Source organism: Plesiomonas sp., assembly GCF_051650925.1.
In the GTDB taxonomy this organism is placed as follows: domain Bacteria; phylum Pseudomonadota; class Gammaproteobacteria; order Enterobacterales; family CAMTGL01; genus Plesiomonas.
Map to the genome: position 1 here is coordinate 1 of NZ_JBOFRH010000129.1, position 17218 is coordinate 17218.

17 protein-coding genes are annotated in these 17218 nt (G+C 49.6%); 16 read left to right on the forward strand and 1 reads right to left on the reverse strand.

Translation table 11 applies throughout. From position 1 onward, the window contains the following. The 10 genes from ACRC27_RS02830 to ACRC27_RS02875 form a co-directional block, all read left to right on the forward strand. The coding region (locus ACRC27_RS02830) for an SPOR domain-containing protein (RefSeq protein WP_438629033.1) at positions 1-312 on the forward strand (312 nt) is incomplete at its 5' end. Between the two features lie 72 nt (positions 313-384). Next, positions 385-1221 carry an adenine-specific DNA-methyltransferase gene (dam, locus tag ACRC27_RS02835; protein ID WP_438622880.1) on the forward strand — a complete coding sequence of 279 codons (837 nt, stop codon included), beginning with the start codon at positions 385-387 and terminating at the stop codon, positions 1219-1221. Positions 1222-1351: 130 nt separating this feature from the next. Next, complete coding sequence (gene rpe / locus ACRC27_RS02840; protein ID WP_438622881.1) at positions 1352-2017, forward strand: ribulose-phosphate 3-epimerase; 666 nt, start codon at positions 1352-1354, stop codon at positions 2015-2017. After that, positions 2014-2700, forward strand: coding sequence for a phosphoglycolate phosphatase (locus ACRC27_RS02845; protein WP_438622882.1), 687 nt, complete (start codon positions 2014-2016; stop codon positions 2698-2700). The genes rpe and ACRC27_RS02845 overlap by 4 nt, the downstream gene beginning before the upstream one ends. Positions 2701-2879: 179 nt before the next feature. After that, positions 2880-3905, forward strand: a complete 1026-nt coding sequence (gene trpS / locus ACRC27_RS02850) for a tryptophan--tRNA ligase (protein ID WP_438622883.1) — start codon at positions 2880-2882, stop codon at positions 3903-3905. 302 nt (positions 3906-4207) lie between these two features. Then, positions 4208-5449 (forward strand): cytosine permease, encoded by a 1242-nt coding sequence (gene codB / locus ACRC27_RS02855; protein WP_438622884.1) that lies wholly within the window; start codon positions 4208-4210, stop codon positions 5447-5449. Positions 5450-5627: 178 nt separating this feature from the next. Beyond that, a complete protein-coding gene (locus ACRC27_RS02860; RefSeq protein ID WP_438622885.1) occupies positions 5628-6899 on the forward strand; it encodes a cytosine deaminase in 1272 nt (423 codons plus the stop codon). Between the two features lie 363 nt (positions 6900-7262). Then, a complete protein-coding gene (locus ACRC27_RS02865) occupies positions 7263-8894 on the forward strand; it encodes an AAA family ATPase (RefSeq protein WP_438622886.1) in 1632 nt (543 codons plus the stop codon). Next, positions 8881-10344 (forward strand): VWA domain-containing protein, encoded by a 1464-nt coding sequence (locus ACRC27_RS02870; protein ID WP_438629035.1) that lies wholly within the window; start codon positions 8881-8883, stop codon positions 10342-10344. Before ACRC27_RS02865 ends, ACRC27_RS02870 begins: the two co-directional genes overlap by 14 nt. A 186-nt stretch (positions 10345-10530) precedes the next feature. Further along, on the forward strand, positions 10531-10878 hold the full coding sequence (locus tag ACRC27_RS02875; RefSeq protein WP_438622888.1) for a YegP family protein: 348 nt from the start codon (positions 10531-10533) through the stop codon (positions 10876-10878). 187 nt (positions 10879-11065) lie between these two features. On the opposite strand, the gene tsgA is transcribed toward ACRC27_RS02875, so the two are convergent. Next, complete coding sequence (gene tsgA / locus ACRC27_RS02880; protein WP_438622889.1) at positions 11066-12244, reverse strand: MFS transporter TsgA; 1179 nt, start codon at positions 12242-12244, stop codon at positions 11066-11068. Positions 12245-12525: 281 nt separating this feature from the next. On the opposite strand from tsgA, the gene ACRC27_RS02885 reads away from it, so the two are divergent. From ACRC27_RS02885 to ACRC27_RS02910, 6 genes are all read left to right on the forward strand, one after another. Next, the gene (locus ACRC27_RS02885; protein ID WP_438622890.1) at positions 12526-12891 is read left to right on the forward strand and encodes a glycine zipper family protein; all 366 of its coding nucleotides are present in this window, start codon (positions 12526-12528) and stop codon (positions 12889-12891) included. A 56-nt stretch (positions 12892-12947) separates the two neighbouring features. Then, entirely contained in the window at positions 12948-13280 is a 333-nt protein-coding gene (locus tag ACRC27_RS02890) for a YmgD family protein (RefSeq protein ID WP_438622891.1), read from the forward strand. A gap of 260 nt (positions 13281-13540) precedes the next feature. Then, on the forward strand, positions 13541-14116 hold the full coding sequence (locus ACRC27_RS02895; RefSeq protein ID WP_438631257.1) for an aminodeoxychorismate synthase component II: 576 nt from the start codon (positions 13541-13543) through the stop codon (positions 14114-14116). 271 nt (positions 14117-14387) lie between these two features. After that, on the forward strand, positions 14388-15662 hold the full coding sequence (locus ACRC27_RS02900) for an aspartate aminotransferase family protein (protein WP_438622913.1): 1275 nt from the start codon (positions 14388-14390) through the stop codon (positions 15660-15662). Positions 15663-15724: 62 nt separating this feature from the next. Then, positions 15725-16744, forward strand: a complete 1020-nt coding sequence (gene astA / locus ACRC27_RS02905) for an arginine N-succinyltransferase (RefSeq protein ID WP_438639153.1) — start codon at positions 15725-15727, stop codon at positions 16742-16744. A gap of 34 nt (positions 16745-16778) precedes the next feature. Further along, positions 16779-17218 (forward strand): aldehyde dehydrogenase family protein (locus ACRC27_RS02910; protein WP_438639154.1); only part of this gene is annotated, 440 nt, incomplete at its 3' end.

A 17218-nucleotide genomic window follows, 5' to 3' on the forward strand; every position in this document is an offset into this window, starting at 1 on the left:
GCCTCTGGTAGCATGTCGGATAAAACCGAGATTGAAAAAATATCACCGAAGCATTACACGGTACAGTTATCAGGTTCACACTCATTTAGTGAGGCTTGGAAATTGGTGGAAAAAAGTGGCCGAGCGTCTACGCTAACTGTCTACGAAACCCGCCGTAATAATAAGCCGTGGTACGTGATTATCAGTGGCAACTATGCCAGTGTAAGTGCAGCAAAAAAGGCCATTGCGGCCCTACCAGCAGTGCTTAAAAAAGAGCAACCGTGGGTAAAATCATACCGCTTGGTTCAAGCTGAATTGAAACTAGCGCAATAAGACACTGAAGCGGCGCGGTAATCCGAGTACAATGCGCCGCTTTAACGCAGACTATAAGTGGCAAAAAACAGCATGAAGAAGTATCGCGCTTTCCTCAAATGGGCCGGTGGAAAATACAGCCTGGTTGACGAGATCCGCCGCCACTTGCCGTCAGGACAGAGACTGATCGAGCCTTTTGTAGGGGCTGGGTCTGTTTTTTTGAATACTGATTTTGACGAGTATTTGCTGGCCGATATTAATAGCGATCTGATTAATCTCTACAATCTGGTTAAACAGGATGTGGAGCGTTTTATTATTGATGCGCGGGTGCTGTTTACGCCTGAGTACAATAATGCGCTGGCCTACTACGCGTTACGTGAAGAGTTTAATCGCACCGTTGATCCTTATCGCCGCGCGGTGATTTTTTTGTACATGAATCGCCACGGGTTTAATGGTTTATGCCGTTATAACCTGAAAGGGGGGTTCAATGTGCCTTTTGGTTCCTACAAAAAACCCTATTTTCCGGAAGATGAGTTGCGCTACTTTGCCGAAAAAGCAAAACGCGCCACCTTTGTTTGTGAAAGCTATACCGAAACCTTAGCCAGAATCACCCCGACCTGCGTGGTGTATTGTGATCCGCCGTATGCACCGCTCTCTACTACCGCCAATTTTACCACTTACCACAGTAACGGGTTTTCATTGGACGATCAGGCAACATTGGCTGAACTGGCCGATCGTGCTGCGGCTATTCACCGCATTCCGGTATTGATATCTAACCATGATACCGCGCTAACCCGCCGTTTATATCAAGGGGCGAAGCTGAATGTGGTACAGGTTAAACGAACCATTAGTCGGAACGGTGGTTCGCGCAATAAAGTCGATGAGTTATTGGCACTGTTTTTGCCTGCAAAGCTTAAATATAAGCGCTAAGTGCAACGTGATAAAACATAAACACGATAATAAGCAATCTTATAACCCTCGGTTATGAATGGTTTACCTAAACGGTTGACCGTTAATAACAGACTCTGAGTTTCCCTGTATCTTGCTGGAGAGTGACATCATGAAGGATTACGTAATTGCGCCATCAATTTTATCAGCTGATTTTGCCCGTTTAGGGGATGATGTTGCTAAGGTACTTGCAGCAGGCGCTGATGTGGTGCATTTTGATGTGATGGATAATCATTATGTGCCTAATCTGACGATGGGCCCGATGGTTTGTCAGGCACTGCGTGATTACGGAATTACCGCACCGATTGATGTGCACCTGATGGTTAAGCCGGTTGACCGGATTATTCCTGATTTTGCCAAAGCAGGCGCCAGTTTTATTACGTTTCACCCCGAAGCGTCTGAACATATCGACCGAACCTTACAGCTGATTAAAGATCATGGCTGTAAAGCCGGTTTGGTCTTTAATCCGGCAACACCACTGCACTACCTTGATTATGTCATGGATAAACTGGATGTCATTTTGCTGATGTCAGTTAACCCAGGGTTTGGTGGGCAGAAATTTATTCCGGGAACACTGGATAAACTGCGCGAAGCGCGTCGTCGTATCGATCAAAGCGGCCGTCAGATTCAGTTGGAAATTGATGGCGGTGTAACGGTAGACAACATTCGCCAGATTGCTGATGCTGGTGCCGATATGTTTGTCGCGGGATCGGCCATTTTTAATCAGCCAGATTACCGCGCGGTGATCGAACAGATGCGCGCGGAGCTGGCACGATGAGTTATTTTACCGGCATTCGCGGTATTGCGTTTGATCTTGATGGGACGCTGGTTGATAGCGTGCCTGATCTGGCGCTGGCGATAGATTTAATGCTACAGGATTTACAGTATCCGACTGCCGGTGAAGCACGTGTCCGTGAATGGGTGGGAAACGGTGCAGATTCGTTAGTCAAGCGCGCACTGACATGGGCACAAGAGGGTTTTGTGCCTGATATAGTAAAAGTGCGGGAAGCTCGAGCTCGTTTTGATCAGCACTACGCTACTCACCTATGTGTGAGTAGCCGCACTTATCCCGGCGTAATGGATACGCTGTTTAGCCTTAAAGAGCAGGGGTTGCCGTTGGCGATTGTGACCAATAAGCCCACTGCTTTTGTTGCACCACTGCTTCAAGCGTTGAATCTGGATCTCTATTTTTCCCCTACAATTGGTGGCGATGATGTTGCGGTACGCAAACCGCACCCCGCAGGGCTGTATCTGGTATTGGGTACACTAGGCCTGCGCCCGCATGAACTGCTGGTGGTTGGTGATTCAGAAAACGACATTAAAGCGGCCAAAGCTGCCGGCTGTCCGAGTGTCGGGCTGACATATGGCTATAACTATGATGAACCGATTGCACACAGTGAACCTGATCTGATCTTGGATAACTTCGCTGGCCTATTGGGGGCGCTGGGTATTGCGCGCTGATTGCTAGTGGCGGTGCTGTAGGTGATGGGATTGGCTTTGTGAGTATTAGTTTTTGACGACTGGTGTTGATCACTTCTGGTGATCTTTGCTGTGCAAGAGACATATACATGCGTTTATGCGATTACGTAGGTCTTGCACAGAATACCAAGTGATTATCTACATTTTTAGGAAACGTTGTGATGAGTGAACCCACTGTAAGCAAAAAACCGGTTGTCTTTAGCGGAGTACAGCCGTCTGGTGAACTGAGCATTGGTAACTACATGGGAGCTTTGCGCCAGTGGGTAAAGATGCAAGATGAGTATGACTGCCTATTTTGCATCGTTGATTTGCATGCCATTACTGTGCGCCAAGATCCGACAACACTGCGTAAAGCAACGCTTGATACGTTGGCGTTATATCTGGCCTGTGGTATTGATCCGGCGAAAAGCACTATTTTTGTGCAGTCACATGTGCCGGAACATACCCAGCTTGGTTGGGTATTGAACTGCTATGCCTATTTTGGCGAGCTTAGCCGCATGACCCAATTTAAAGATAAATCATCACGCTATGCGGAAAATATTACCGCCGGATTATTTGATTACCCTGCGCTGATGGCGGCCGATATTTTGTTGTATCAGACCGCACAAGTGCCAGTAGGGGAAGATCAAAAGCAGCATCTTGAACTGACGCGTGATATCGCACACCGCTTTAACACTCTGTACGGTGATATTTTCCGTATTCCGGAGCCATTTATTCCGAAAGTTGGCGCGCGTGTGATGTCTTTGCTTGAGCCGACCAAGAAAATGTCGAAATCCGATGACAACCGCAATAACGTGATTGGTTTGCTTGAAGATCCAAAATCAGTCACTAAAAAAATTAAGCGCGCGATGACCGACTCGGCCGAACCGCCGGTGGTGCGTTATGATGTGGCCGAAAAACCGGGTGTCTCGAATTTGCTGGATATTCTGTCTGGTGTCACCGGCAAGAGTATTAGCGAGTTAGAAGCTGAGTTTGAAGGGAAAATGTACGGCCATCTGAAAGGCGCAGTGGCTGATGCAGTTTCCGGTATGCTGACGGAGCTGCAACAGCGTTTTGCAACATTCCGTGCTGATGAAGCCTACCTTGAGCAGGTGATGCGTGAAGGTGCGGAAAAAGCCTCAGCGCGTGCACAGGCAACACTTAGCAGCGTTTACCAAGCGGTCGGATTTGTCGCTCGCCCAAAATAAACGCAAGTAAAATGAGTACGAGTAACAATCAGAATGGATAAAATCAGGGCTGGTTGCTCGTATTCTAAGCAAATTGACGGGCTGTGTTGATCAATACTGCCGTTTAGCTGCCTCAATATTTAAAAACCACCGTCATGCTTACCTGCTGCGGTGGTTTTTTTATGTAATACACTGAGTTAGCATTATTGTCTGGTTTTTACTGCTATTTGTCTGATGTAGAAAGCAGACGAAAACGTTTGCATTTTATTCTTAACGCTATAATATGCGGCAGATTTTTTTGGCCGGATGATGCGGGAGGGGTAATGGCAAGCGATAACAATTACAGTCTGGGGGTCGTCCCTCAGTCGGCGCGTAAAGGGGTCATGTCATTAACATTCGTTATGTTGGGGCTGACCTTTTTTTCTGCCAGTATGTGGACGGGCGGCACACTCGGCACCGGATTGGCTTTCAACGATTTTTTCCTCGCAGTACTCATCGGTAATCTTCTTCTCGGCATTTATACCTCCTTTCTTGGCTACATCGGTGCAGACACCGGCCTTTCGACCCACCTTCTCGCGCGTTACTCATTTGGCATTAAAGGTTCATGGCTACCTTCGGCACTGCTCGGCGGTACACAGGTTGGCTGGTTCGGTGTTGGCGTGGCAATGTTCGCTATTCCGGTCGGCAAAGCGACCGGATGGGATGTGAATTTACTGATTGTGTTCTCCGGCCTGCTGATGACCGCTACCGTGATGTTTGGTATTTCAGCACTGATGATCTTGTCGGTTATCGCCGTACCTGCGATTGCTATTTTGGGCAGTTACTCGGTGTGGCTGGCAGTGAGTGGTGCAGGTGGGTTGACGGCAGTACAGGCCATTGTTCCGACTCAGCCGCTCTCATTTTCCACCGCACTGGCTTTGGTGGTAGGTTCATTTATCAGCGCAGGAAGTTTAACGGCTGATTTTGTCCGTTTCGGGCGTAGCGCAAAATCGGCTGTTTGGATCACCATGATTGCCTTTTTCATCGGCAACACCCTGATGTTTGTATTTGGTGCGGCAGGCGCTGCTGTGCTGGGTAAAGCGGATATCTCTGATGTGATGTTGGCACAGGGCTTACTGATCCCGGCCATTATTGTACTGGGGCTTAATATTTGGACCACGAATGACAACGCCCTGTATGCCTCGGGCTTAGGTTTTGCCAATATTACCGGTTGGTCGAGTAAAAAGCTGGCCATCGCAAACGGGCTGATTGGTACATTGTGCGCCCTCTGGTTGTATAACAACTTTGTTGGCTGGCTGACATTTTTATCGGCCGCTATTCCACCGATTGGCGGCGTAATTATTACTGACTACCTGCTGCGCCGTAAGCACTATCAGGATTTTGCTACCGCGCATTTCTTGCAGGTGAACTGGGCGGCGATTGCAGCGGTTGCACTCGGTGTTGCGGCTGGTCATCTGTTGCCGGGTATTGTTCCGGTTAACGCGGTATTGGGCGGCGCACTGAGCTACTTAGTACTGAACCCGTTAGTTAACCGCCAACTGCGTGCGCAATACGGTGTGTCATAGCGAGGGTACGCAAGCTAAAATCAGGCGGTGGTCAGATAATAGGATACCGAAATAATCGGTTTACTCTCTACAAACGGTGGCAGGTGGTATCAGCAATAAGCCAGACGGCCACCGTATCTACTTGTGATAGGCGACTCTTCGCTGTAAAAAAACAGAACACCCTAATTTGAGGCTCACCATGTTCATTCAGAATGCACGTCTCACTGACCGCGAAGGCTTGTGGCAGTTGGTAATTCATCAGCAAAAATTTCAGCATATTGTGCCGATGGAACAGGCAGTGCCAATCCCTGAGGGGGCAGAGGTACTGGATGCTGAAGGCGGATTAGCTTGTGCGCCATTTATCGAACCCCATATTCATCTGGATACCACTCAAACCGCCGGTGTTCCACGTTGGAATGACTCAGGCACACTGTTTGAAGGCATTGAGTGCTGGGCAGAGCGTAAAGCCTTTTTGACACATGAGGACGTCAAGCAGCGTGCATGGCAGACACTGAAATGGCAGATAGCCAACGGTATTCAGCATGTGCGTACCCATGTGGATGTGTCTGATCAGCAGTTGACTGCACTGAAAGCGATGCTGGAAGTGAAGCAGGAAGTGGCCGACTGGGTTGACTTGCAAATTGTTGCCTTCCCACAAGAGGGGATCCTCTCTTATCCGAACGGTGAGGCTCTGCTGGAAGAGGCGCTGCGTCTGGGTGCTGATGTGGTCGGGGCGATTCCGCACTTTGAATTTACCCGTGAGTATGGCGTTGAATCTCTGCATAAAATGATGGCGTTGGCCACTAAGTATGACCGCTTGGTGGATGTGCACTGTGATGAAATTGATGATGAACAGTCACGCTTTGTTGAGACGCTGGCTGCACTGGCACACCGCGAGGGGATGGGCGAGCGAGTAACCGCCAGCCACACGACAGCGATGCACTCGTACAATGGCGCGTACGCTTCACGGTTGTTCCGGTTGCTGCGCATTTCAGGCATCAACTTTGTTGCCAATCCGCTGGTGAATATTCACTTACAAGGGCGATTTGATACTTACCCTAAGCGCCGTGGTGTTACACGCGTGAAAGAGATGCTCGAGTCGGGCATTAATGTCTGTTTCGGGCATGATGATGTGTTTGACCCTTGGTATCCACTCGGTACCGCTAATATGTTGCAGGTGCTGCATATGGGCATGCACGTGTGTCAGTTGATGGGCTATGGTCAGCTTAATGATGGTTTGAAACTGATCTCTGACTACAGTGCACGAACCTTGAATCTGCAGGATTATGGTCTTGACGTGGGTAAACGCGGCAGCGTGCTTATTCTTCCGGCCGAAAATGGTTTTGATGCGTTGCGCCGCCAAGTGCCGGTTCGTTATTCGGTGCGTGATGGTAAGGTGATCGCAACAACTCAACCGGCACAGACCCATATTTACCTTCCTGAGGCAGAAAAAGTCACATTTTCCCGTTGATGTTGTTTTTTCCGCCAATTGATCACATCTGATTAACCGAGTACGGTACTTGCGCCAGACAGCGCAGTACCGGCTCGGTTTTTTCTTGTATGGTGATCTTCAAGAATAATGTTAATCAGTTTTGGTGATTGTGTTGTATTGTGAGTGGGTGTGACAATTTGTATCAAAGCTTGGTGCTCTGAACAATTGACATTGCCTTACCGTGCCAAGTAAGTTGATGCGCGACGTTGTATTGTGTTGTGAGTCAGGTTATCCCCTAAATATTCTGCTGCTGCACGTTGTAATAGATGGATTCTTCCGTAGGTACTACCAATTTTATGCGGTTGTACCGGATACGGCAGATGCTCAGAGGAAGTGCGCTTAATGTTCTCTTTACAACAAGGCGAACGGTTGAATAGCCGCGTCAGCCGCCTGAATCATCATTTGTGCGAAGGCGTATACGAACGCCAAAATGCGTTTAAACTCAGCTTATTGGCGGCGTTATCCGGCGAGAGTGTTTTTTTACTCGGGCCCCCAGGTATTGGTAAAAGCCTGATCGCAAAGCGTTTAATGTACGCGTTTAATGAAGCGAGTACGTTTGAATATCTGATGACCCGCTTTTCGACACCGGAAGAGGTGTTTGGCCCACTCTCTATTTTGGCGCTCAAAGAGCAGGGCTTATATGTGCGTTTGACCGAAGGCTATCTTCCGGCTGCCCACATTGTTTTTTTGGATGAGATCTGGAAAGCCAGCCCCGCTATTTTAAATACGCTGTTGACCGTGCTAAACGAAAAGCTGTTTCGTAACGGCACACAGATGCTCAAACTGCCGATGCGTTTACTGATCACAGCCTCAAATGAGTTGCCCGATCCGCATGGCGGGCTTGATCCGTTTTATGATCGCATGCTGCTGCGGGTGTATGTGGGCAAAGTGGAGCAGAAAGATAATTTTCGCTCTATGGTGGTGGCGGCTGATGATGTCTATCGTGATCCGGTACCGGCTGATCTGAAAATTTCAGAGCAAGAGTATTTGGCATGGCAGCAGCAGATCCCGCTGGTGGATCTGCCCGACAGCTGCTTTGAAAAAATCTACTACATTAAAACTCAGCTGGAAGAGAAGCAGCAACAAGACCCAGAGATCGATCTGTATATCTCAGATCGGCGCTGGAAAAAATCCATTCATCTGCTGCGGGCGTGTGCGTTTTTTAACGGCCGTGCGCAGATCACCCCGACTGATCTGCTGATTTTGGTTAACTGCTTGTGGCGTGATCTGCCAACCCGTGAATTTGTTCGTACCTTGATCAGTGATTATGCGGAAAACATGGCCTACGATCAGCATGAGTTTCGCGAGCAAATCGCCCATCTGCATGATCAGATTGTGCATCAACTGGCAACTCGCATGGCAGCCGTGCGGCCTTTATTGATAAAAAGCAATGGCTTGCGTGGTGAGCGCTATCAGTTGGATCTGAGTCAGGCTGCTGAGTTTCGCCATATGGCACACAAGGGGTTGATTCGCCTGATCCCGTTGGTGGCCGATCCGGTCTTAACCCGTGCCAACCCAGAGCCGGCTTATCAACTGTTGCTTGATCCAACCGAGCTGCAAAAGCTGTTGGCTAAAGGGTTGGGCACAGTACCGGTGTTTATTAATACCCAGACCAGTTCGCAGCATGTCAGCTTTGCGCTTGATAGCCAGATGCAACTGGTTGTGCGCGACAATGCTAACCACGATGTCCCGCTTGGGATCTCCGGTATCTGGCCAGTCAGTGCGCAGACAGAACAACAGTGGCAAACTGCGCTAACTTCCCTTGAGCAACAACAGCAAACACTCATGCAACGCCTGCAGGTGCAGCGTGATCAGTTCCTGAAAACCGTGCCACACCACTTTGCCGATCAGCTATTTATTGACCAGATCCAACGCAGCTTAGATCAGCTACTGTGCGATCTGGATCAGGTGAAAAATGGCATTCAAGGGATAGAAGCGACCTACCAGCGGATCAAACACCATGCCGGTGCGTGATCCGGCCCTGCTCGATGCCGCACTAAAACATGTCGAGCGGGTGGTGGAACAAGCCGGAAAACAGTTGCTGCAATCGCCCCAGTTGCAGGAGCACACCACGCGCCAGCCGTGGCTGAAAGGGCTGTTACAGCGCGAGGCTGATCGCTGGAAAGCTCGGATGAGCGTGGTGATTTTGCACCAGAATCTATCACAGGCAGCCATTCATACGCTCGGGCTATTTCACAGCTATGAGACGATGGAGATGGGCGAGTTTCTGACCCATCTTGAAGCCTTACGGCTGCAAATCAAAGGTGTTGCTCCGCTTGAAAGTGCGATAAAACCGCTGATTACTGCCTATAAATCACACCGTTCCGAGAAGGAGTTAACTGAACTACGCAGCGAGTTTATGGTGCGCTGGGAGCGTTATCTTGATCAGGATGTGTTGGCCGAACAGATTGTCTGGCTGGATAAGGCTCGTGCGGTGCAGTTAGAAGCGCTGTATCAGCGCATGCAGAGTACCGAGCAACTTACGCAGCTCGTGCCTGCAGGAGATAGCGAGCAGTCAGGTCGCCTCTGGGATATGGCAGATGCCACACTCAGCCGCCGAGAGATGACCGAGCTGGCAGCGCTGGCCCAGTGGCTGAGCCGACAGTCAGCATTGAAAACCATTGCCGCTGAACTTGGCCGTAAAGCGGCAGAGGCGATAGCCGCCCAGCAACGCCAGCGAACTGCACCACAACGGGCCGCCCAGAAAGTGCCACAACCGGAGGAGGTTGCAGGGATTCGTTTTGGCCGTGATCTGGAGCGCTTGCTCACCAGCTCGGCGATTATGCTGTCGGTGGATGAGCTTGAGTTTTTGTTCTACAAACAGTTAGCCGAGGGGCAGTTGCTTAGTTATCAGCTCGATGGCAGTGATCAGGTGATCCAGCCACAGCATCGCACTGCCCAGCAACAGCGGCAACCCGCGGGGCTTGAGCGCGGTGGCCCGTTTATTATTTGTGTGGATACCTCCGGTTCAATGGCCGGTTATCCGGAGCGCTGCGCAAAAGGGATGTGTCTGGCGCTGATGCAGCAAGCAATTGCGCAGGGGCGCAATTGCTATGTGTTGATTTTTTCCACTGATGTGGTCTGTTTTGAGCTAAACGGCGCACAGGGCATGAGCCATGCCAAAGCCTTTTTATCGTACCGATTTTTGGGTGGAACGGATTTAAATGCCTGCATTGAGCGAGCACTGCTGTTGCAAAAAGAGTCGGCATACCACAATGCCGATCTGATTGTTCTGTCTGATTTTATCACCAATCGCTTGTCTGACCCGCTTATCAAGCAGCTTGCTGATTTGCATCAGGCCGGTAACCGCCTGCACGCGATCAGCCTTTCAGCGCAGGGAAATCCGAGTGTGATGCAGCATTTTGATTATCAATGGCAAATTGATGCTTCGCTTTCTGGCCGAGTGTTGCAGCGTATTCGTTAATACGCAGATGAGCACAGGTTACGGCTGAAAATAAATTCTACAGACTGGCATTTCACGAACTACTTTTATTAGTAGAACCTGTTGTGGCTGTGCGGGCGAATATACCGTGCTATCTGAGCAAAATGGGTTATCGGGGCTGTGTATCCACAGTGGCAGATGAAACAGAAATGAGAATGAGGTTGGAGCATGATCGGGCATTTTGAACTGAAAAAAGCCTCTGACGGGCAGTTCGTGTTTAATTTAAAGGCCAGTAACGGGGAAATTATTCTAAGCAGTGAGCGCTACACATCAAAAGCAGCTGCTCTGAATGGCATTGAATCGGTACAAAAAAATGCACCGGATGTAGCTCATTTTGAGTTAAAGCATTCGAGCTCAAATAAGCCCTATTTTGTGCTCAAAGCCCGTAATCATCAGATTATTGGCCAGAGTCAGATGTACGCCTCAGAAGCCTCAGCTCAGCACGGTATTCAGTCGGTAATGAAAAATGGGGTGAGCACGGATATCCGTGATTTGACCTTGCATGATAAGGGCTAACGGTTTATCCCTGACGGAGTTCTCGGTGTTTGCTGTATCGGTGTTTACTATCTCAGTGTTGACTGTATCAGTGCTTTGTTTATCGGTAATTGGTGCGTTATACCATGGTATTCTGGTGATATCGCACCAATTATCGAGTCAATCTTCACGCTATTTTAGTGGTTTTTCAATTCATTAGCGCACTGAATTAGACATGCCCGTGTGCACGGTGTTGGGTAAATGCACCAAGCAACAAGGTAAACACAAAGACGGCAAAATAGAGGCCGTTGGCTACCCAAAGCGCAGTTTTGGTACCGAACTGGTGAATAATCGGGCTGCTGATCACGAAAGTGAGCATAGTGCCGACTGTACCACAGGTCAGAATAAAGTTAACCAGACGCGGCGATGCGGTTTTGGTTTGCTGTGATCCCAGTGTAATCAATGAGGTATAAATAGCACTGGAAACAAAACCCAGTGCAATAATGGAGACATGCAGATACTGGGCATGGGTATCGCCGATAAAGGCATACATGGCAGCAGCGGCCAGTATGGTCAGCACCAACACCAGACGATACAGCTCAAAAGCCCGCACTAACAGACTGAAAATCCACATACCAATCATGTAAGCCATCCAGAAACTGCCGACCAGCGTCCCGGCTTTTTCAACGCTCATCGCAAAACTGTTTTCGACATAATCAGGCAGCCAAGAGATAAAAATCATCTGTCCGAGGATGTAGCACAGCGCAGCACAGGCAATTAAATACACACCAGTTCCCCAGCGCTCTTTTGGTGCAGGTTGGTTGTTTTGCTTTTTTTCCAGATGCAGTGGCGGAAACTCAGAGGTCAGCGTCAGAATGAAAATCGCCAAATAAATCACCGCAATCAGCGCATATACCCAATACCACGCACAGTGGGTTGCCAGAATATAGCCTGCCGCGACCGGAAAAATCATACCCGCCATACTGAAAAAAGAGTCAGTAATCAACAGCATAGAACCACGCTGGCGGCCATGATACAGATGGGCGATTAAATAGGTACCAATTGACATGGTAATGCCGCTGACGATACCTAGCACAAACATACACAGTGAGAATAATCCCAGCCCGTGGCTGAACATTAGCCCCAACACGCTTAACAGCATCAGCACAAAGCCAAAACTTAACTGTCGTTTGAGAGAGATAATATCGACCAACCACGCATTCAAAAATATCGCGACCAGAATACCGGTATTGAGAAAGGTGAAGGTGTTACCCATGTCAGCCAGTGGAATGTCAAAGAAATCAGCCACTGAGTTCATGACGATTCCTGTGACAACAATCAGGGCGCCAGTCAGGCCAAATGACAGGAAGCTAATCCAGGTTAATCGGATTCGGTTCATTGTGCTCATCGCAAGTTACCGTATTTGGAGTGAGAAAATAAAAGCGCGCAGTCTATGTAAAACGTTTGCGTAGCTTTGTGCGTCAGATCACTAAAGTGTAACTTTAGGTCATACAAAATTGTATGGAAATGTGATCTGCGTAGATAATTTTTCTCTTTTATAGGGCGATAAAACGGGTAAATGCCACGAAATGTTAAAACATACGCTTACACACCTTGTATTGTGTGCGGCAGTTAAGCAGTGCACTACTGCTCATAATAGATATCACTTACAAAGTGGGAGAAAAGCGCATGGTAGCCAAATTAGGTGTTCGTGTACCGCGTTTGCTGATCGTTCTGTTGACATCAGCATCATTACTGACCGCACCTGCGGCCTTTGCCGCTAACCGTATGACCAAAGGGGCAATGGTTGGTGCAGCGGTCGGTTTAGTTTCCGGTAACGGCATTAACGGCGTACTCAAAGGCGCGGCGTTAGGTGCAGGAGCAGGTGCGCTGACTGATAAAGGTAAAAAAGGCCGTGACTCACGCAAAGGCGCAAAAGTGGGTGCTGCTGTCGGCGTAGCCGCTGGTCTGTTGTCTGGTAACGGTATTGAAGGCGCGATTAAAGGTGCAGTGGTTGGTGGTGCCGGTGGTGCAATCATCGGTCGCATTAAGTAATTAGCGGCTTACCTGACTTTTTTATACAGATTAATTTGCTTTAACGGGATGAGAAAATGAAAAAGATTGCATTGTTTGCTTTGGCGTTGACGGCAGCTCCAGCGGTATGGGCTGCAGAACCTGCAGGTTTACCGGCTGAAATGTACATGACTTGTGCTGATGCCGGTGAGATGGCCAAAGAGAACAGTCAAGATGTGGCTGAACTGGTTGCCATGATGGGTAACGCCAGTGTGGAAACCCGTGGCCTGAAGATTGACAAATCAGCCGACGTTGACGGTAAAGTGATTGCCAACCTGAACGCATTCTGCGCAAAAGATCCGCAAATGCTGCTAGTTACCGCTATGGATAACGCCATGCGTCAACTGGCTGGTGAGAAAATCGCTAAATAAGCATCCTTGCTAAGGCGTTATCCAGCCTCGGTTGCTGGATGATATCTGGCTGTGTGCTGTAAAGAACCGCTCGGTGTAAACTTGCCTGATACAATAGGGGAGGTTTAGATTGGGCGGTTTTTATTTTACCGGCAAACGAACACGCCCTCAGCTAGCGCGTCTTGATATTCCGGCTTGATCTGGGTATAACCCAGCACATCTTTTATCGCTTTCAGCCCCAAACTGTATAGCGGTTATGGTCATATTGCCCCGAGTTTTTTATGCTGCTGCTTATCGATAATTACGACTCTTTTACCTACAACTTGTACCAGTATTTTTGTGAGCTGGGGGTTGAGGTGTGCGTGCGGCGTAATGATAGCCTGACATTGGCGGATATTGAGCAGCTTGCCCCGCGTCATCTGGTGATATCTCCCGGCCCCTGTACACCAAATGAGGCCGGTATTTCACTGGCTGCAATCCGTCATTTTGCCGATCGTTTACCGATTTTAGGTGTCTGTTTAGGGCATCAGGCGATGGCGCAGGCATTTGGTGCCGATGTGGTCAGAGCCAGACAGGTGATGCACGGTAAAGTTTCGGCAATCAGGCATACCGGTCAGGGAGTGTTTGAGGGGCTGAATAACCCGCTGAAAGTGACCCGTTACCATTCGCTGGTGGTTGATCATACCAGCTTACCTGCTGAGTTTGAGATCACCGCATGGAGTGAGCGTGAAGGCCAGTTTGATGAGATCATGGGCATTCGTCACCGTACATTGCCGCTGCACGGCGTGCAGTTCCATCCGGAAAGTATTCTCAGTGAACAGGGGCATGCGCTGCTGGCAAATTTTATTGCCGGATAATTTATTTTTCCATTGTGCTACCGCACGTCTGTGGCTTCTCTGCATAAATGCGCAATATGATATGCGTGCACAGGCCGCTATCAGAAGCGGCAATCAATACTGACTGCTTTTTTATGATCCCACCGTGCGTAAAAAAGCAGCAACTTTCCCGCACAGGGCGATTTTTTGCCGCATGTACAAAACCGGAAAACTCGTGTTAACTTATTGTTAACAACTGATGCAAGGCAGCATCAGTCGGTTTTGCGGAGATCACGCTATGCATGAACATGATATGCATGAACAGAATCAGCCAGAGCCGGCTTCTGTTCCGTTTACCTCTTTTGCCGCATCGCCTTTACCGGTGCGTCGCCAGTGCTTTGATCAGGTGATGGTGCCCAACTATGCTCCTGCGGCCTTTATTCCGGTACGCGGCAAAGGTTCGCGGGTGTGGGATCAGCAGGGGCGCGAGTACATTGATTTTACCGGCGGAATTGCGGTAAACGCGCTCGGGCATTGCCATCCGGCATTAGTAGAAACCCTGCAACGTCAGGGGGAAACTCTCTGGCACTTAAGCAATGTATTTACCAACGAACCGGCTCTGCGTTTGGCGCAACGGCTAGTCACCAACACCTTTGCTGGCAAAGTCTTCTTTGCTAACTCCGGCGCTGAGGCTAACGAAGCGGCACTGAAGCTGGCCCGTCGTTATGCCGTTGACCATCACTCCCCGTATAAAACCCAGATTATCGCCTTTCATCGTGCCTTTCATGGCCGCACTTTCTTTACCGTTTCAGCCGGTGGGCAGCATAAATACTCTGACGGATTTGGCCCAAAACCGGCCGATATCGTGCATGTTCCTTTTAATGATTTGGCCGCCGTGCGTGCGGTGATGAGCAGTCAAACTTGTGCAGTAATTGTTGAACCCGTGCAGGGGGAAGGGGGCATTATTCCGGCAGAACCGGAATTTTTACAGGGGTTGCGCGCCTTGTGTGATCAGCATGAAGCCCTGCTTATTTTTGATGAAGTACAAACTGGGGTTGGCCGAAGTGGTCACCTGTATGCCTACATGCACTATGACGTTATCCCCGATATCTTAACTACCGCTAAAGCTCTGGGGGGCGGTTTTCCGATCGGTGCAATGCTGACGACCAGCGAATTTGCCGGCAGTTTGAGTGTAGGTACACACGGTTCAACTTATGGCGGCAACCCGCTGGCCTGCGCCGTGGCCGATACCGTGCTCGGTATCGTTAACACGCCTGAAGTGTTGGCTGGCGTGCAAACTCGTGCGGGGCTGTTCCGACAGCACTTAGCACAGATAAACCAGCAGTGTGCGCTGTTTTCCGATATCCGCGGATTGGGGTTACTGATCGGCGCAGAGCTCAATGCTGAGTATGCAGGGCAGGCAAAAACCTTCCTTAATGCTGCGGCAGAAGAGGGGGTGATGCTGTTGATGGCAGGCCCCGATGTACTGCGTTTTGCGCCTTCATTGCTGATTGATGAGCAGGATATTGCGCTAGGAATGGCACGTTTGCGGGCAGCTTTCTTAAAAGTGACCCACCGTACCGATTAATGGCATACGCAGGTGCTCCGTAAATAGTGTGCCCCGTAACCGTGCAGGAGTAAGGAGCATTTATGCTGATTATCCGCCCTGTTTGTTCAGACGATTTGGCTGCACTGATGCATTGTGCTCAAGCCTCTGGGTTTGGTTTTACCTCGTTGCCGGCCGATGAAACACGGCTGTCGGCCCGAATTACCCATGCCGAACGCTCGTTTGCTGCCGAGCCGACATCCCCCGGTGATTATGATTTTTTGTTTGTTGCCCAAGAGTCTGATACTGGGCAGATTATCGGTACAACGGCCATTGAATCTTGTGTGGGATTAGAGCACCCCTTTTACAGTTACCACCGTGCCAAGGCAGTGCATGTATCGAAAGAGATTAACGTCTATAAAACCGTTGAAACCCTGACTTTGAGCAATGATTACACCGGTTCAAGCGAACTGTGTACCCTGTTTTTATTGCCGGAATACCGTAAGGGTTTGTATGGGAAACTGCTCTCTAAGTGCCGTTTACTGTTCATTGCTGAATTCGCTGACTGTTTTGCCGATACGGTGATCGCCGAAATGCGTGGTGTTTCAGATGAGAGCGGCCACTCGCCCTTTTTTCAGTGGCTGCGTACCCATTTTTTTGATATCGATTTTTCAACCGCAGATCGTCTGACCGGTACCGGTAATAAACGTTTTATTGCCGAACTGATGCCGCGCCACCCTATCTACATCAACTTATTGAGTGCCGAGGCACAGGCAGTGATTGGGCAAGTGCATACCCAGACTCGGCCGGCACTGCAACTGCTGCTTGAAGAGGGGTTTCACCATCGTAATTATGTGGATATTTTTGATGCTGGCCCGAGCGTTGAGTGCGCCAAAAATGAGATCCGTGCAGTGCGCCAGAGCCGTCGGATGAAATCGAGCATTATCGAAGACAGCACGCACGGCAGTTTACACCTGATTACCTCAACCCGTTTTTGTCATTTTCGTGCCTGTTTGGGGATGGTTTCGGTGGATGAAGAGCTGCACGAAGCCCATATCAACGCCAGCGTTGCGCATGCGCTTGAGATCAGCGATGGCGACCGTATCCGCATTCTGCCGTTGTAGATTTTAGGCTTGGCAGCATCATTAAGGAGGCATCATGCCTATTTCTGCATTTTTTAGCCCCTCGGCATTCAACATATCAGACCCTGATTACACCAAACGGGCGCAACTGCCTCTGTTATGGATTAACGGCCAGTGGTTGGCCGGAGAGGGAGAGCCTTTGCAGAGCCTCAATCCAGCCACAGCGCACATTATCTGGCAAGGCAAAGCGGCCAGTGCCGCTCAAATTGAGGCTGCACTGTGGGCGGCGCGTCAGGCATTGCCGGCATGGATGGAGCTGACACTACAAGAGAGGATCACAGTGCTGATGCGTTTTACCGAATTATTGCGCCAGCATCAGGAGGCGCTTGCGCTGACCATCACACAGGAGACGGGTAAACCGCTGTGGGAGAGCCGGACAGAAGTCATCGCGATGCAGGGAAAAACGGAGATTGCAATCCGCGCGTATCTTGAGCGTACGGGGGAGCGTGAGTCAGC

Excerpts from the sequence above, each read along its gene's own strand:
- ACRC27_RS02860 (WP_438622885.1), top strand. The coding sequence starts at position 5,628 with ATGTTCATTCAGAATGCACGTCTCACTGACCGCGAAGGCTTGTGGCAG.
- ACRC27_RS02900 (WP_438622913.1), top strand. The coding sequence starts at position 14,388 with ATGCATGAACAGAATCAGCCAGAGCCGGCTTCTGTTCCGTTTACCTCT.
- ACRC27_RS02890 (WP_438622891.1), top strand. The coding sequence starts at position 12,948 with ATGAAAAAGATTGCATTGTTTGCTTTGGCGTTGACGGCAGCTCCAGCG.
- ACRC27_RS02895 (WP_438631257.1), top strand. The coding sequence starts at position 13,541 with ATGCTGCTGCTTATCGATAATTACGACTCTTTTACCTACAACTTGTAC.
- astA (WP_438639153.1), top strand. The coding sequence starts at position 15,725 with ATGCTGATTATCCGCCCTGTTTGTTCAGACGATTTGGCTGCACTGATG.
- ACRC27_RS02870 (WP_438629035.1), top strand. The coding sequence starts at position 8,881 with ATGCCGGTGCGTGATCCGGCCCTGCTCGATGCCGCACTAAAACATGTC.
- dam (WP_438622880.1), top strand. The coding sequence starts at position 385 with ATGAAGAAGTATCGCGCTTTCCTCAAATGGGCCGGTGGAAAATACAGC.
- ACRC27_RS02865 (WP_438622886.1), top strand. The coding sequence starts at position 7,263 with ATGTTCTCTTTACAACAAGGCGAACGGTTGAATAGCCGCGTCAGCCGC.
- ACRC27_RS02875 (WP_438622888.1), top strand. The coding sequence starts at position 10,531 with ATGATCGGGCATTTTGAACTGAAAAAAGCCTCTGACGGGCAGTTCGTG.
- rpe (WP_438622881.1), top strand. The coding sequence starts at position 1,352 with ATGAAGGATTACGTAATTGCGCCATCAATTTTATCAGCTGATTTTGCC.
- ACRC27_RS02845 (WP_438622882.1), top strand. The coding sequence starts at position 2,014 with ATGAGTTATTTTACCGGCATTCGCGGTATTGCGTTTGATCTTGATGGG.
- codB (WP_438622884.1), top strand. The coding sequence starts at position 4,208 with ATGGCAAGCGATAACAATTACAGTCTGGGGGTCGTCCCTCAGTCGGCG.
- tsgA (WP_438622889.1), bottom strand. The coding sequence starts at position 12,244 with ATGAGCACAATGAACCGAATCCGATTAACCTGGATTAGCTTCCTGTCA.
- ACRC27_RS02885 (WP_438622890.1), top strand. The coding sequence starts at position 12,526 with ATGGTAGCCAAATTAGGTGTTCGTGTACCGCGTTTGCTGATCGTTCTG.
- trpS (WP_438622883.1), top strand. The coding sequence starts at position 2,880 with ATGAGTGAACCCACTGTAAGCAAAAAACCGGTTGTCTTTAGCGGAGTA.